Source organism: Arthrobacter sp. MYb229, assembly GCF_002975405.1.
GTDB lineage: Bacteria > Actinomycetota > Actinomycetes > Actinomycetales > Micrococcaceae > Glutamicibacter.
The window spans coordinates 51,523-66,730 of record NZ_PCPS01000010.1; the positions used below are offsets into that span (position 1 = coordinate 51,523).

Consider the following 15,208-nt stretch of genomic DNA (forward strand, 5'->3'; position numbering starts at 1 on the left):
CCCGCCGACTGCCCAACGGCACTCGGCGGGCGCCGGTTTTCTCCTTTAATCACCGCGTCGCCTCCGGGGCCGGCGCGACACTGCAGGGCAGCTCCGGGCGCGCATCACGCCCCGGCACAGCAAACCGAAGTAGCCTTGGAGAAGTCCGAAGTTTCTGATCAACTCGAAGGATGATCCGAGAATGGCGCAGATGCTCAATAAGTTCACCCGCTGGCAGCGCAGCGAATCGCAGTACCTCGCCGCGGACCCCGAGGCCGTGTATTCCATCGTCGGCAACCTGGCGCAGACCGGCAGCTGGATGAAAAGCTTCGACGGCTTCGTGGTGCACGATGACCAGCGCGGGGTAGGCACCAAGGTTGACCTGCGCCCGCCGGGCAAGCTGTTCGGCCCGCTGCACCGCGCCACCGCCCCATCCGGTTCGATCACCCGCCGCAATCCGGCCCAGCGCATGGTGGAGTTCACCCAGCCGCAGCCCGGCGGGGACATGGTCTTGCGCTGGCAGGTCGACTCCGCGGGCAGCGGCGCGCTGCTGCGCTTCACGGTTGCGCTGCGCGGGATCGGCACCGCCGCCTTCAAATTCAGCGTCGCCAATGCGCTGTGCGCCGACTTCGCGCTGGCGGCCGCCCGCCTGTTCAAGGTCATTCCACCGGCCGCGCACCGCACCGTACCGGCCCATGTGGTCATCTCCGGGGGCCGCGGCTTCCTGGGCCGCAATCTGGTCGCCGAGCTGGTCTGCCGCGGCGCCTCGGTCGCGGTGCTCACCCGGAACGCGGAACCGGACTTCCCGGCCGAGCAATACCCCTGGGACGGGCGCCATCAGGGGGCCTGGGCCAGCGCGCTGACTCACGAAAAGTATCCGGTGCACCTGATCAACTTGGCCGGCGAGCGCGTGGACAAGCGCAATACGGCCGAGAACATCGCCAAGCTGACCGCCTCGCGCGTGCAGAGCACCGCGACCCTGGCCGAGGCCGCGGCGGCGCTGGAGACCCCGCTGGCCAGCTGGATCCAGTCCAGCACCACGGCGATCTTCGGCGATGGCGGGGAAACCGAATTCACCGAGGACAGCCCGCTGCCCGAAGGCGCACGGGCGCTGCCGGAAATGACCGGCGTGGCCTCGGCCTGGGAGCAGGCCTTCAACGACGCGCAGGTCAACGCGGCGCGCAGCTACGTGCTGCGCACCTCGTTGGTGATGCATCCCGATGCCCCGCTGCTCAAGCCGCTGAGCCTGCTGGTGCACACCGGCATGGGCGGTCCGCTGGGCAGCGGCAAGCAGTGGTTCAGCTGGATCGGGATGGAGGACTGGCTGCGCCTGGTGCGCAATCTGCTGGGCCTGGAAACTCCGCCGATCCCCGCGGGCGTTGTGCACGCGGCGAACCCGCACCCGCTGCGCAACCACGAGGTGATGGCCGCGCTGCGCTCGATCGCCGGGCTGCCCGGGCTGCCCACCGGTTCGCTGCTGCCCAAGCTGGGCGCCGCGGCGCTGGGTTCCAACGCCCGGGTAGCGCTGACCGGGCGCAAGGTCACCAGCCGGGTGCTGGCCGACGCTGGATTCGACTTCGCGCAGAACGACTTCGCCGCCACGCTACACGGCGAATAGCCGCCCTCCGCGCTTGCGTGCCGAAAGCACCATCGCGGTCTTGATCTGCACCATCTCGCCCCATTCGGTGTCCGAGATGAACCGGTACAGGTCCTTCTGCGTGCGCACGGTGACGTCGACGATCAGCTGGGCGTCCCCGGCAACGGCCGCCGCGTAGCGCACCTCGGGCAGCAGCCGCAGGCGCTGGCCGAGGGCCTCGACGCTGTGCGGGGAGGTCTGCACCCACAGCAGCGCCTCCACGGGGAAGCCGAGCAGCGCCGGTTCCACCAGCGTGCGGATGCTGATCTGCTCGCCGCGCAGCAGCCAGTCCACCCGGCGGGAGACCGAGGATTCGCTCATTTTCACCTGCCGGGAGATCGCATCGATGCTCGCCCGGCCGTCTTTGCGCAATACCTCGATGATCATCGAATCGTTTTCGGTGAGCCCGGGGGCCGGATTCCATTCGGTCAGCTCCCCGCCGGTGGCCGGGGTCAGCGCACGCTCCTGGGCCTCGCTGACCGGTTCGGCGCGCCAGGCGCGAATGGTCTTGAAGTACTTCAGGATCGGATAGACGGCCAGCGCATTCACCCCGGGGGTGGCCGGCAGCTGCATGGTGAGGATTTCGGCCAGGTCCCCGTCGTAATGCAGCTCGGTGACCACGTCGCTCTGCCCGGTGACCATATAGCTGAAGCTGGTATCCGGACGTTGGGCCAGCGCCTCGCAGGCCACCCGCACGGTCCCCGGCGCACAGGTGAAGGAGGCGACCAGCGACCCGGAACGGTGCGCGATCGCCGCCACCGAAACTCTCCCACTCTCCAGCAGCGCCTGGCCATAGCGCGCGACGGTCCGTTCCGGCTCGTGCAGCACCCTGGCGATCTTCCGCCAGGTGGCCCGCCCATCGATCTGCATCGCGATGACGATGCGGCGTTCCAGTTCGTTGAAAACTTCGTGCTGCGCCATGCGGCTTCCCCTCGGTGACTAAATCCTGCATCTACCGGGCAAGTCCATCACAGATTTGGCGGAAAACGACAAAAACTTGGCAATACGTGCCAATTATTGCCGTTATTGACGGAAGCTAGCAAGGTTATAACTAGATGCGATCCACATCACATCACGCTTAGTTACCTACCCTTATCAGGAGCCCACCATGCAGCCACAGCTCGTTCTGGCCGCTGGCGACCCGAGTTCAACGAACATCTGGGCCATCGCCAACACCCCCTTCCTGTGGTTCTGCGCCCTGGGCGTATTCGCAGTCATCTTCATCCAGACGGTCCTCTACTCGCGGGCGGCCAAGGTCGCCGCGCCGCATGTGGACATGCCGGCGCGCGAGCTGAAGGAGTCCTTCCGCGCCGGTGCGGTCGCCTCCGTCGGCCCCTCGCTGGCGGTCGTCTTCGTCGCCATCGCGCTGCTGGCCCTGTTCGGCACCCCCGCGGTGCTGGTGCGCATCGGACTGATCGGTTCGGTCTCGGCGGAAACCGGTTCGGCGACCATCTCCGCGGTCACCATGGGCGCCTCGCTGGGCGGGGCGGACTACACCCAGCAGGTCTTCGCGGTCGCGTTCATGGCGATGAGCCTGTCCGGGGCCATGTGGATGCTCGCCACGCTGATCCTCACCCCGATCATGAAAAAGGGCGGCAAATCGCTGGCCAAGCGCAATCCCGCGGTGATGGCGCTGATCCCCACCGCGGCCCTGCTCGGCGCGTTCTCCGCGCTGACCATCGCCGAACTGCCGAAGTCGAACGTCCACCTGATCCTGGTCGCGGTGTCCGCGACCACCATGGCGCTGTGCCTCTTCCTGGCCAAGGCGCTGAACGCGAAATGGTTGAAGGAATGGGCGTTGGGCATCTCCATCGTCGTTGCCATCACCGCCGGCTACTTCCTGCACACCGCAGCCTAAGACCAGGAGCACCACATGAGCACCTCAGCAGCACAACTGACCGGCGCCGACGCCTCGATGGCGCGCTTCGAAAAGCAAACCACCCGCTACGGCTCGCTGACCATGTCCGCCGGCCTGATCTTCTCCCTGCTCGGCCCGATCTACCTGGTCTTCTTCAGCGACCTGGACATCGCCCCGTCGATGATCTGGGTGGCTTTCCTCGCGGTCGCGGCGACCTTCGGGGTGCTGTGGATCGTCGAACCGGCCACCTACTTCCCGATCCTCGGCTCGGCCGCCATGTACCAGGCGTTCATGATCGGCAACATCTCCAATAAGCTGCTTCCGGCCGCGATCGTCGCCCAGGCCTCCATCGGCGCGAAGCCGGGCAGCAAACGCGGAGACCTGGCCGCGGTGATGGCCATCTGCGGCGCGGCCACGGTCCACCTGACCAGCCTGCTGCTTTTCGTCGGGCTGCTGGGCACCTGGCTGGTGTCCATGGTTCCCGCCGAGGTGATCGAGGTTGCCCGCCTCTACATCCTGCCCTCGCTGATGGGTGCGGTGCTTGTGCAGTCCATCGTCGCGATGAAGTCGCTGCGCCCCACGCTGGTGGCCATCACGCTCGCGCTGCTGATGAACTTCGTGATCCTGCCGGCGGCTCCCGCGCTGGCGATGTTCGCCACCGCGCTGGTGGTCATCGCCTCCATCCTCGTTTCCTGGCTGGTCCGGGACCGCACCCAGTTCTCGGCGACCACCGAAGACTAAGCACCACCAAGCAAAGGAAGACCATGAACGAGATCGCGTTGAACCTCCAGGAGACCCGTGCGCTGCACGAAAGCTACCTGCACCTGCACGCACACCCCGAACTATCGATGCAAGAGCACGCCACCGCGGACTATATCCAGGGCCGGCTGAGCGATCTGGGCATCGAGAACTTCCGCTGCGGAGGCACCGGGGTGGTCGGGATCCATGCCAATGGCCCCGGCCCGGTGATCGCCTTCCGCGCGGATTCCGACGGGCTGCCGATCAAGGAAGACACCGGCGCGGACTACGCCTCGGTGGCCACCGGGGTACTGGCCGACGGCACCGAGGTGCCGGTAATGCACGGTTGCGGCCACGACACCCATGTGGCCTCCGCGCTGGCCGCGGCGCAGGTGCTGGCCCGAAGCACCGACAGCTGGTCCGGCACGGTGCTGTGGATCTTCCAGCCGGGCGAGGAAACCGCGGCCGGCGCGCAGGCGATGCTTGCGGACGGCCTGTGGGACAAGGTCCCGCACCCGCAGGTGGTGCTCGGCCAGCATGTCTTCCCCTTCCAGACCGGGTCCATCGCGGTCACCGAGGGCAGCGCGATGGCGCTGGCCGACTCGCTGAAGGTGACGCTCTTCGGCAAGCAGTCCCACGGCTCGCAACCCCAGGATTCCATCGACCCGATCGTGCTCGGCGCGCATATCATCACCCGCTTGCAGAGCATCGTTTCGCGCGAGCTGCATCCGCTGAGCCCGGCGGTGATCACCTGCGGCACCTTCCATGCGGGGTTGAAGGAGAACATCATTCCGGATCGCGCGGAGTTCACGCTGAATATCCGCACGCTCACCGAAGAGGTTCGCGCGCAGGTGCTCAGCGCGGTCACCCGCATCATCGAGGCCGAAGCAGTGGCCGGCAATGCGCCGGCGCCGCTGATCGAGCCGCTCTACAACTTCCCGCGGCTCTACAACGACCCGCAGCAGACCCAGTCCGTGGCTTCGGCCTTCGGCACCGAATTCGGTGCCGAGCAGGTGCGCTTCGTGCCCCCGGCGATGGGCTCGGAGGACTTCGGGGCGTTGGCCGATGCGCTGGGCGTACCGAATGTGTTCTGGATGTTCGGCGGCTTCGACACCACTGCTGGTCCCGCCCCGGTAAACCACTCCCCGCATTTCCTGCCCGACTATGTGCCAGCCCTGGATACCGGGGTACGGGCAGCCCTGGCAGCCATCGGGTATTACGTCGGCTCGGCTAGCTGACATCGTCACATGACAGAGAAAGTCCTAACGTGTCATTAAATTCACGTTAGGACTTTCGCGCGTCTAGGCTATTGCTCAACGCCAAAGCGCCCCAAAACTCACTATTCACCGCAGCTTTACCTCACCGTTGCTCTCGCCTTACTCGCACCCCCAAACATGGATAGAGCAACCGGTCCACAGCGTGTCCAGCGTCGGGCACGTGAAGAATTACTAGGTCTACCACTTCGAAGGAACGACATCCCATGGCAAATTTTCTTGAGGCGAGCGAAGGCTCTGCACGACCGCAGATGCCCAAACCAAGCGATCTGGCCAATTTACGCAAGCAGGTCGGCAAAGCGCAGTCGCAGGAAAGCGTTTTGGACGAGATGACTGCCAATGTTGCCGTGGATGCCGCCTATAACGACGACGAGAGCATCGTGGAGGCTCCACGCGTCGTGAATTTTGGCCGCACGCTGAAGAATATGAGCGAGGTGCGCCATTTCTTCCGCACCAACCAGACTCCGATCTATTTCATCGGCGCCACCCCGGTGAACCTGCTGGGCCTAGACCGCTGGGTGCGCAAATTCAGCTACATCACCTACTACGACGGCTGGGACGGGCACCACCCGCGGGTCTTTACCCCGAGCGAGAAGCCGCATGTGGACTTTCAGAGCTCCGAAGAGATCAACAACTGGCTGCTGGAAAACCCCGAGGTGCGCGAATACATCGATACCCACCGCGCAGCCGGTGGCCAGCGCCCGAAGATCGCGATGGTGTTCTTCGACGAGGAGACCGAGGCGATCTGCGAGGAGCTGGGCTACGACCTGATCCTGCCTTCGCACGAGCTGCGCACCCATCTGGATTCGAAGATCGTCACCACCGAACTGGGCAACGCCGCCGGCGCCCACTCGGTGCCGAATGTGCTGGGCACCGCCGACTCCTATGCGCAGCTGCAGAAGCTTTCCCGCGGGGCGAAGCTCGGCGATGACCTGGTCGTGCAGACCCCATACGGCGATTCGGGCAAGACCACGTTCTTCATCACCAGCGAGGATGATTGGAACCAGTACTCCAAGCACATCATCGGCGAGCAGCTCAAGGTCATGAAGCGGATCAACAACCAGCCGGTAGCCGTGGAAGCGGTGCTCACCCGCTGCGGCACCGTCGTCGGCCCGATCCTCACCGAGCTGGCCGGATACAAGGAGCTGACCCCGTACAAGGGCGGCTGGTGCGGCAACGAGATGCACCCCGATGTGGTCACCGACGGGCAGCGCGCCCGCGCCATCGAACTGGTCCGCAAGGTCGGGGCGGGGCTTGAATCCACCGGGTACCGCGGCTTCTTCGAGGTCGATGTGCTGGTCGATACCGACACCGACGAGGTATATCTGGGCGAATTGAACCCACGCATCTCCGGGGCGAGCGCGATCACCAACGTGACCGCCGGCGCCTACGCGGATGTCCCGCTGTTCCTCTTCCACTTGCTCGAATACCTCGACGTGGACTTCGAACTGGACGTCGATGAGATCAACGCGCGCTGGGAGGAGCTCTCCGGGGCGGACGTGTGGAGCCACATGATCATCAAGGAAACCGATGACATCGTGCAGTACATCACCCATGCCCCGCGCACCGGCAAGTACTTCCTGGACTCCAAGGGCAAGCTGCAGTTCTCGCGCAGCGCGCTGGACTGGCACCAGCTGCAGAACCACAAGGAAGCGTTCTTCCTGCGCATCTACGGTGCCGAAGATTACCGCTGGAAAGGCGCTGACTTGGGCGTATTGGTGACCAAGGCGAAGCTGCAGTATGAGGGGAAGAAGAAGACGAAGTTGACCATCGACGCGAAGCACTTCATCTCCTCGATCCGCGCACAGTACAAGGGCATCGACGTTCCGCCGTCCGAAAACCGCTAACCCAGCATCACTCTCCCGTTCAACCGCTGGTGGTAGGCTCCGAAACACAGAGCACAACAGCGTTCCCAAGAGAAGACGGACCAGCAGATGACCAGCGGCCTAGCGATATCCGAGTTAACGATCGCCAACTGGCAGTATCCGGAAAACATCCAGGTATCCTTCCAGAACCTCGCCGAGTTCTTGCCTACCACCAAGGTCTCCCGCGGCGATGACGCGATCGCGAAACTGCCGTTCACCGAAATGGAGATCGGCGAGCTTGAGGTAGCCAAGGTCTCCGCGTCCGACCCGTCGATGACCGTGCGCGGGGTCATTAACTCGACGAACACCGATGGCCTGCTGGTGATGCGCAATGGCCGGGTGCTGGTGGAGAAGTACTACAACACCATGACCTCGCTGACCGACCACCTGTTGATGTCGATGAGCAAGACCGTCGTGGGCACCGTGGCAGGCGCGCTGGCAGGCGCGGGAAAGTTGGACGTGGACGCGCTGGTCACCGACTACGTGCCGGCTCTGGAACGCTCGGGCTATGCCGGGGCGACGGTCCGCCACCTCCTGGACATGCGTTCGGGCATCCAGTTCTCCGAGGAGTACCTGGACCCGAAGGCCGAGGTGCGCCTGCTGGAGGAGGCCATCGGCTGGACCGAACCCAGCGGCGCGATCGGCCCGATCGGAATGTACGACTACCTGCTGACGCTGAAGTCCAAGGGCGAGCACGGCGGTCCGTTCGAGTACCGTTCCTGCGAGACCGACGTGCTCGGCTGGGTGCTGGAGGCCGCCGGCGGCGCGCGCATGGCGCAGCTGCTCTCCGAATATGTCTGGGCGAAGATCGGCGCGCAGCAGGATCTGGTGATGGGCACCGACCAGTTCGGCACCGGCATGTACGACGGCGGTTTTAATGCGACGCTGCGCGACCTGGCGCGCCTCGGCCACCTGTACGTCAACGACGGGGTGGCGCTGACCGGGCAGAAGGTTTTCGATCCGGACTGGATTCGGGACACCTTCACCGCCACCGAGGACCAGCTCAAGGCCTTCGCCGACTCACCGGGCGACAATATGATGCCCGGCGGGCACTACCGCAACCAGATCTGGTTCCCCTACCCCAAGTCGAATGTCGCCCTGGCGCTGGGCATCCACGGGCAGATGATCTACATGAATCCCGCCACGAAGATGGTCTGCGTGAAGCTCTCCAGCTGGCCGCTGCCGCAGGATGCCTCCAAGCTCTTCCCGACAATCCGCGCCTTCGATGCGATCGCCAATCATTTGGCCGAACAGGACAGCCTCTAGGCTTTCGGCCTCGCGGCCATCCACTGACCGCGCCGCGGCTTCGGGACCGCGTGCCGGGGCCGGGACCGTTCAATAAGACCGGCAGGTCACGTGTTGGCATCCGCTGCCAGCGCCTCGTCCCGGTGCGGCAGCGACGATCCGCTGGTGCCGGACGACCGGCCGATCAGCCGAACCGAAGTACAGCGGGAGCGGTTGACCTGGCTGGACTGCCTCGGGCTTCAAATACTGGCGCCGAGATCAATACCCCGGGCACAGCACGGCTGATAACAGGCGGCAGCCGCAAGAAACCGAAAATGAGCGGCTCGCGCTTCGACGTTTCTCCAGAGGCAGACAAGCTGCTGTGCGCGGTATTGCCGTTGCCGCTCCGAAAGCTGCCTAGCCGGTATCGCTATGCCGGGAAAACCTTCATGAGTCCGCGCTAGATACTGATCAGCCTTCCGCCGCGTTTGCGCGCCTTGACGACAAACGAGGTTTTGACTTGAAGCATTGAATCTCCCCAAGCGCTATTCGAGATGAAATCATAGAGTTCCGTTTGGCTAGCCACTGTCACGTTAACGACGAGCTGGCAGTCTCCCGCCACGGCCGCTGCGTAGCGCACCTCGGGGCGCCTCGCCAACCGTTGGCCTAATTGCTCAACTTGAATGGGAGAAGTTGACACCCACAGCAATGCTTCGGTAGGAAGTCCCACAGCAGACGGTTCGACCAGTGCCCGAATGGCTATCTGCCCGCTGGCCAGCAGCCAGTCGATTCGGCGTGCAACAGAAGTCTCGCTCATCGCCACACGTCGTGCGATTGACTCGATACTGGCCCGGCCATCTTCGCGCAAGGAGCTGATGATCAGTTGATCTTTAGGGACCAAATCGGGTTTGGCCTTCCAACTGGTGACATCGGGGTGCTTGCGCAGAGAATTTTCTTCGGCCGCATTTAGCGAGCCAAGCCGCCAGCCGCGAACCGTCTTGAAATACTTGAGCACAGGATAGGCCACGACAGATGAGACTCCGGGCGTGGCTGGAAGCTCCAATGAGAGAACATCGGTGAGGTCCCCGTCGTAGTGCATTTCCACGACGAGATCCTCACGCCCTGTGACCTGATACGAAAAGCTGGTGTCTGAACGGGAAGACAGCGCTTCGCTTGCGAGCCGGCCGGTTCCCGGAGCACAGGTGCAAGCTATCAGCAGCGAGTGCTCTCGGTGCCTGACTGCAGCCACTGTGACAACTCCGCTCTCCAATAGCCACGCGCCGTGGCGCGCAACCGAGCGTTCCGGTATGTCTAGTACCGTGGCAATCTTGCGCCAAGTAGCCCGGCCATCAACTTGAAGCGCCGCAATTATTCGCCGTTGCGTGGTACTGAGCTCTGTCATATCTTCCTGTTTCTCGGTCGTGCAAGGTCGAACCTCACCGCTTAGCCCAGTAGTGCTTGCTTACCAATCGATGCATATTTCAATGCGCGTTGTCTTCTCAATCCGGCAATGTCCTCTTTCGCCAGCTTGGTCAGTGCAATAGATATTATCTGTCCGATTTCTTGTGCAAAGCGCCTAGGCGCTTTGCACACATCGTACTCCTCGGGCACAATCGCTTGCACAATCCCCGCACGTTTCAGAGAGAAAGCATCAGTTTGCTGGGCATGCGCCAGCGTAGACGCATGCTCGGTGTCTCGATAGATAATGGCGCTCGCCCCTTCGGGAGGCAGCGGGGAGAGCCAGGAATTTGCGGCTGCAATGGAAATGTCAGCAGGCAGCAGCGCCAAAGCTCCTCCCCCAGTCCCTTGGCCGAGTAGCAGCGATACGCTTGGCACGTTAAGTCCAACCAAAGCACTCAACGACCGGGAAATTTGTCCGGCCATGCCGCCTTCTTCCGCGCTTTGGCTCAACGCTGCGCCTTCTGTATCAATCACCGTAACCAACGAGATTCCCAGGTTCTCCGCTAGCTGCGCGCCCCGGCGCGCCTCGCGAAGGAACGCTGGCCCCATTGGCTCAGTGGACCCCGAACCATTCAGGCCAGAGCGGTCTTGGCCAACGAGCACGACTGGATGTCCACCAATTCGGGCGATAGCCAGATACATTCTGGGATCCCTATCGCCCTCGTTGCTCCCCGAAAGTTGCATTGCATCGCTCGACGCATATTTAACTACATGGCGCACCGATGGACGGCGCGCTTTTCGAGTTGCCAGGATTGCCTGCCAGACCTGGTGCTCGCCCAACCGACGATCTGCCACTGTTGGGAACTCAGCCGCAACTGAAAGGCCATCACTGGGACGAAGAATTCTCAAGGCCCGGTTGACGATGCTTGCGAGTTCTTCCAGAGGGACCACCGCGTCGATAAGTCCATGTCGCTTGAGGTTCTCAGCAACTTGGACTCCTTCCGGGAAAGGATGCTGGTAGATAGTTTCATATACCCGGGGTCCGAGAAATCCCAGAAGAGCTCCCGGCTGCGAAATGGTTATATGGCCCGCTGACCCCCATGAAGCCATCACTCCGCCTGTCGTTGGGTGACGCAGATACACCAGATATGGAAGAGAGGCCTCCCTGTGGGCACGCACCGCTGCAGTGATATGCACCATCGACACAAATGCCGGAGTACCTTCCTGCATTCTGGTTCCGCCGGAAGCTGGAGAGGCGAGCACCGGCAAGCCCCGTGCAGTTGCTCGTTCGAAGGCCGCGACGATTCGTTGCGCAGCATTGCGCCCAATCGACCCGGCCAGAAAATCGAATTCGGAAAGCACCACAGCAACTTCTTGACCCTTAACCGTGCCGAACCCCGTAATTACTGCTTCATCCGATCCGGAACGGAGTGCTGCCTGCTCGAGTTGTTCTCGGTAGGCGTCCGCAGCGAAGGAATAGTCTACCGGCTCATCCCAGCTGGTGAAGCTTCCGGGGTCCAGTACCTGCTCGATGATTGCTCTGGTAGTGATTCGTTCGACGCGCGCCGGATCACTGCTCATGTTGCTACCTGCGCTGCGTCTTGCCCAAGCCATTCGCGGATTTCCTGCTCGTGCTGGTTAAGCAACGGGGGTGCAGTATGTTCTTTTCGAGTTACTTCGTGCTTGCCGTCAAAGAACCTCAAAGGTGCGCCAGGGAGCTCCACCTGGCCCAGCACAGGGTGCTGGACCTGTAGCACGAGGCCTTGCGAACGAACCTGGTCCCACTCATATACCTCATCGAGGGTACGAACGATACCCGCTGGAATTCCGGCTTCCCCTAGCTGCTTGAGCAATGGCTGGGTGGGGATCTGCATGAATACCTTTTCAATGATCGCAATTAGCTCCTCACGGCGTTCAACTCTTTGCGCATTCGATTCGAAGCCGGCTGTGGGCAACTGGAATTTCTCAACCAGCGCTTGCCACAGCTTTGGGCTGCCGACGCTGATCTGCACGAAACCGTCGGCGGAACGGAATAAACCGTATGGTGCAATGGAAGGGTGATGGTTTCCCTGGGCTTTGGGAACCTGCCCCGCAACGGTATTGCGAGTTCCCTGAAACGCATGAACGCCGACAATTGCGGCCAGCAACGAGGTACGGACCTGCTGACCGAGTCCGGTACGCTCACGTTCCAGCAGAGCGGCCAAGACACCATAGGCTCCGTACATGCCCGCCAGCAGGTCACCTATGGGCACCCCAACTTTTTGCGGGTCATCGGCAGAGGGGCCAGTCAAGGACATGAGTCCAGCTTCACCCTGAAGTATTTGGTCATAGCCGCTACGCGCCGCTTCCGGACCGTCATGCCCGAAACCTGAAATCGAGAGCATCACCAGTTTCGGGTTGATCTCATGCAGCAATTGCGTGGTGAGTCCCAACCGGTCCATGACACCGGGACGGAAGTTCTCCACGAGGACATCGGCCTTTTTGATCATTGAACGCAGCGTCTCGAAGCCATCGGCGCTCTTCAGATTCAAAACAATAGAACGCTTATTGCGATTGCAGGACAGGAAGTAGGTGGATTGCCGGTCCTCCTCCGGTCCAACAAAAGGTGGACCCCACCCCCGAGTGTCATCCCCGCCGTTGGTGCTCTCGACTTTGATGATTTGGGCACCCAGATCCCCTAACATCATTGTCGCGTGCGGCCCCGCCAGAGCACGAGACAGGTCTATTACCGTGTACCCGGCCAAGGGGCCGTTTTCTTGGGCATTAGCATCGAAGCTCATTGTTTTCGCTACCTTTCCAACTATGCGCTGATCGTTCGGACCGGATTGGCCAACACAGATTGCGGGTTGGTCGCAAGCAGGGGCGCCGTTGCTGCGAAGGGCGCTTGTTCTTCATATCCGGCGGCCCAATTAAGCAAGTTGACGTCTTGATAGTGATTGGCAGCCAGTTGCCAGCCGACTGGAAGCCCGGATTTAGTGAATCCTCCAGGCATCGAAATCACCGGAAGCCCGGTGGCCGAGAGCAAGCAGGCGGAGCGCATCCAATCAAGATAAGTTTCAGCCTGAGTTCCCGCAATTTGTTCAGGCCAGCGGATAGCGGCATCAAACGGCAGGACCTGCGCGGCAGGTGAAAGGAACAGGTCATATCTGGAGAAATAAGCCTGGACGGCTTGTTCCAGCCGCGTACGCGCAGCAACCGTGGAAATCATTGATTCGCCGTCCAGCGCCCACCCTTTTCGCACATTCCAGATCACTTCTGGCTTGATAAGTGATTCCTTGCTGCGTACGAGTTCACCTAGGTTCGTCGCGAAATCAAACGCTCGGGTATTTCCGAAGACCTCATCGGCATCCGTGAAATCTATGCACCCTTGTTCCACGATGGCACCAGCGGCTTCGAATACGGATAACTGGGATCTAAGGACTTCGATGATTTCTGGCTCAACTGGCACTCCGATACCAAAATCGAAGCTGTATCCAATGCGCACCCCACGCAAATTTGGCGTTGGGGCAACAAAATCCTCTGCCTTGAGCGTATTTGGCGTAGGAAGTGCGGTGTCCCCCGCGCTAGCGCGCATAAATAGCGCGATATCTTCCACAGTGCGCGCGATCGGTCCTGAGCGAGCTAGCCACGAGTATGCGTTGGACGGCGATTCCATTGGAATCACACCGTACGAGGGCCGGAACCCAACAACATTGCAGAAGCTAGCTGGAATGCGCAGTGAACCGCCCATGTCGGATCCGTCGCCAAGTGGCTGGATGCGAGCCGCAACCGCTGCTGCCACGCCGCCGGATGAACCGCCAGCGGATCGATCCGGGGCAAACGGATTAGTGGTCGTACCGAAAACTTCATTAAAAGTGTGCGAACCGGCTCCAAATTCTGGAACATTGGTTTTGCCAGTTCGGATGGCTCCGGCCCCAGCCAGCCTGGCGATCTGCAAGTCATCATGTTCTGGAACGTAGTGCTGCAGTGCCAATGAACCCTGAGTGGAGACCAATCCTGCCGTATTGAACGTATCCTTATGCGTCATCGGCAAGCCATGCAGCACACCAACTTCCCCATTGCGAGCGGTAATCTCGTCGGCGGTAGCAGCCAAGGTCGACGCGCGATCGAAGTCAGTGGTGACAACGGCATTGACCTGTGCGTTGACAGCTTCGATTGCCTGGATATGGCTTTGAAGGGCCTCGCGGGCAGATAATTCTCGGCTTCGAATTTTATTGGTCAGCTCTACAGCGCTGAGCCGCTGGATCTCATTCATGACAAACCTTTCAGACATCAACAGTCGTGCGACGTATGCCACAATCCTCACTCGCTAGTGGCGACATGGGGAATAGGGGTGCTCAAAATAGTGAGTTTTGCAGGATCCGGCCACTTATTTGGCGATTTCTCCAGTTCCTTGCCGCAACCAGACGCGCAGGGCACTATTTATTTCATGAGATCCACATCACAAAGTTGATGCGAAATTTAGGAGAGTCCCATGGGCCTACCACTTTCAGCAGGAAATCCAGGTTCGACCGACATCTGGGCCATAGCCAATATCCCTTTTCTATGGATATGCGCTCTGGGTGTCTTCGCCGTTATCTTTATTCAGACGATTCTCTACGTCAAAGCCACCAAAGCGGCTGCTCCACATGTCGACATGCCGCTGCGCGAAGTTAAAGAGGCCTTCCGCGCTGGCGCTGTCGCATCCATAGGCCCATCGCTTTCGGTTGTGCTGGTCGCCATCGCTCTACTAGCCCTGTTCGGAACGCCTGCCGTACTGGTACGCATTGGGCTAATCGGTTCGGCATCAACTGAAACGGCGAGCGCCAACCTCGCTGCGCAGTCCATGGGGTCGATGCTGGGCGGCGATACGTATACCCAACAGGTTTTTGCCGTCGCCTTTATAGCCATGAGCTTGTCTGGTGGCATGTGGATGCTATGCACTCTGCTGCTCACCCCGATACTGAAGCGTGGTGGAAAGTCCCTGGCAAAACGCAATCCCGCTGCCATGGCGTTGATTCCCAGCGCCGCACTACTCGGCGCCTTCAGCATGCTTACCATCGCCGAAATCCCCAAATCCAATATCCATATGATGCTGGTCCTAATCTCCGCGACATCAATGGCCCTATTCCTCTTCCTCGCCAAAACACTGAATGCCAAGTGGCTCAAGGAATGGTCTTTGGGTTTTGCGATCCTCATCTCGATCACCGCCGGCTACCTGATGCACACCGCATAGGAAATGTGAAAGGAATTA

The 15,208-nt window shown here is 61.4% G+C and carries 13 protein-coding genes and 1 pseudogene; 8 read left to right on the forward strand and 6 right to left on the reverse strand.

The genetic code is table 11. The features are described 5' to 3' along the window. Positions 1-181: 181 nt before the first annotated feature. Complete coding sequence (locus CQ019_RS17530) at positions 182-1,597, forward strand: NAD-dependent epimerase/dehydratase family protein (RefSeq protein WP_105570265.1); 1,416 nt, start codon at positions 182-184, stop codon at positions 1,595-1,597. Here CQ019_RS17530 and CQ019_RS17535 read toward each other — a convergent pair. Further along, positions 1,583-2,536, reverse strand: a complete 954-nt coding sequence (locus CQ019_RS17535) for an Lrp/AsnC family transcriptional regulator (RefSeq protein WP_105554496.1) — start codon at positions 2,534-2,536, stop codon at positions 1,583-1,585. The two genes, CQ019_RS17530 and CQ019_RS17535, sit on opposite strands and share 15 nt — an antisense overlap. Before the next feature lie 187 nt (positions 2,537-2,723). Between CQ019_RS17535 and CQ019_RS17540 the strand changes: the two genes are divergently transcribed. From CQ019_RS17540 to CQ019_RS18830, 6 genes are all read left to right on the forward strand, one after another. Then, the gene (locus CQ019_RS17540) at positions 2,724-3,473 is read left to right on the forward strand and encodes a DUF5058 family protein (protein ID WP_105554495.1); all 750 of its coding nucleotides are present in this window, start codon (positions 2,724-2,726) and stop codon (positions 3,471-3,473) included. Between the two features lie 15 nt (positions 3,474-3,488). After that, positions 3,489-4,214 (forward strand): hypothetical protein, encoded by a 726-nt coding sequence (locus tag CQ019_RS17545; protein ID WP_105570266.1) that lies wholly within the window; start codon positions 3,489-3,491, stop codon positions 4,212-4,214. Positions 4,215-4,237: 23 nt separating this feature from the next. After that, complete coding sequence (locus CQ019_RS17550; protein ID WP_105570267.1) at positions 4,238-5,449, forward strand: amidohydrolase; 1,212 nt, start codon at positions 4,238-4,240, stop codon at positions 5,447-5,449. Between the two features lie 242 nt (positions 5,450-5,691). Beyond that, on the forward strand, positions 5,692-7,332 hold the full coding sequence (locus CQ019_RS17555) for a biotin carboxylase (protein ID WP_219843957.1): 1,641 nt from the start codon (positions 5,692-5,694) through the stop codon (positions 7,330-7,332). Between the two features lie 87 nt (positions 7,333-7,419). Then, on the forward strand, positions 7,420-8,616 hold the full coding sequence (locus tag CQ019_RS17560) for a serine hydrolase (RefSeq protein ID WP_105554492.1): 1,197 nt from the start codon (positions 7,420-7,422) through the stop codon (positions 8,614-8,616). A 293-nt stretch (positions 8,617-8,909) separates the two neighbouring features. Beyond that, entirely contained in the window at positions 8,910-9,038 is a 129-nt protein-coding gene (locus CQ019_RS18830; protein ID WP_258134087.1) for a hypothetical protein, read from the forward strand. Here CQ019_RS18830 and CQ019_RS17565 read toward each other — a convergent pair. From CQ019_RS17565 to CQ019_RS17580, 5 genes and pseudogenes are all read right to left on the reverse strand, one after another. Next, positions 9,035-9,673: an Lrp/AsnC family transcriptional regulator gene (locus CQ019_RS17565; RefSeq protein ID WP_258133764.1), complete on the reverse strand. Its 639-nt coding sequence runs from the start codon at positions 9,671-9,673 to the stop codon at positions 9,035-9,037. The two genes, CQ019_RS18830 and CQ019_RS17565, sit on opposite strands and share 4 nt — an antisense overlap. A gap of 162 nt (positions 9,674-9,835) precedes the next feature. Beyond that, positions 9,836-9,976: pseudogene (locus tag CQ019_RS18965) on the reverse strand (AsnC family protein); the annotation flags it as partial. 41 nt (positions 9,977-10,017) lie between these two features. After that, positions 10,018-11,556 (reverse strand): carboxyl transferase domain-containing protein, encoded by a 1,539-nt coding sequence (locus tag CQ019_RS17570; RefSeq protein ID WP_105570281.1) that lies wholly within the window; start codon positions 11,554-11,556, stop codon positions 10,018-10,020. Continuing rightward, positions 11,553-12,755 carry a CaiB/BaiF CoA-transferase family protein gene (locus CQ019_RS17575; RefSeq protein WP_105570268.1) on the reverse strand — a complete coding sequence of 401 codons (1,203 nt, stop codon included), beginning with the start codon at positions 12,753-12,755 and terminating at the stop codon, positions 11,553-11,555. Before CQ019_RS17575 ends, CQ019_RS17570 begins: the two co-directional genes overlap by 4 nt. 20 nt (positions 12,756-12,775) lie before the next feature. After that, entirely contained in the window at positions 12,776-14,272 is a 1,497-nt protein-coding gene (locus CQ019_RS17580) for an amidase family protein (protein WP_308727266.1), read from the reverse strand. 177 nt (positions 14,273-14,449) lie between these two features. On the opposite strand from CQ019_RS17580, the gene CQ019_RS17585 reads away from it, so the two are divergent. Next, complete coding sequence (locus CQ019_RS17585; RefSeq protein WP_105554488.1) at positions 14,450-15,190, forward strand: DUF5058 family protein; 741 nt, start codon at positions 14,450-14,452, stop codon at positions 15,188-15,190. Positions 15,191-15,208 lie beyond the last annotated feature (18 nt).

What these genes read in the sequence shown, in the direction of transcription:
- CQ019_RS17575 (WP_105570268.1), bottom strand. Translation starts at nt 12,755, where the DNA reads ATGAGCTTCGATGCTAATGCCCAAGAAAACGGCCCCTTGGCCGGGTAC.
- CQ019_RS17570 (WP_105570281.1), bottom strand. Translation starts at nt 11,556, where the DNA reads ATGAGCAGTGATCCGGCGCGCGTCGAACGAATCACTACCAGAGCAATC.
- CQ019_RS17560 (WP_105554492.1), top strand. Translation starts at nt 7,420, where the DNA reads ATGACCAGCGGCCTAGCGATATCCGAGTTAACGATCGCCAACTGGCAG.
- CQ019_RS17550 (WP_105570267.1), top strand. Translation starts at nt 4,238, where the DNA reads ATGAACGAGATCGCGTTGAACCTCCAGGAGACCCGTGCGCTGCACGAA.
- CQ019_RS17540 (WP_105554495.1), top strand. Translation starts at nt 2,724, where the DNA reads ATGCAGCCACAGCTCGTTCTGGCCGCTGGCGACCCGAGTTCAACGAAC.
- CQ019_RS17585 (WP_105554488.1), top strand. Translation starts at nt 14,450, where the DNA reads ATGGGCCTACCACTTTCAGCAGGAAATCCAGGTTCGACCGACATCTGG.
- CQ019_RS17565 (WP_258133764.1), bottom strand. Translation starts at nt 9,673, where the DNA reads ATGCACTACGACGGGGACCTCACCGATGTTCTCTCATTGGAGCTTCCA.
- CQ019_RS17545 (WP_105570266.1), top strand. Translation starts at nt 3,489, where the DNA reads ATGAGCACCTCAGCAGCACAACTGACCGGCGCCGACGCCTCGATGGCG.
- CQ019_RS17530 (WP_105570265.1), top strand. Translation starts at nt 182, where the DNA reads ATGGCGCAGATGCTCAATAAGTTCACCCGCTGGCAGCGCAGCGAATCG.
- CQ019_RS18830 (WP_258134087.1), top strand. Translation starts at nt 8,910, where the DNA reads ATGAGCGGCTCGCGCTTCGACGTTTCTCCAGAGGCAGACAAGCTGCTG.
- CQ019_RS17555 (WP_219843957.1), top strand. Translation starts at nt 5,692, where the DNA reads ATGGCAAATTTTCTTGAGGCGAGCGAAGGCTCTGCACGACCGCAGATG.
- CQ019_RS17535 (WP_105554496.1), bottom strand. Translation starts at nt 2,536, where the DNA reads ATGGCGCAGCACGAAGTTTTCAACGAACTGGAACGCCGCATCGTCATC.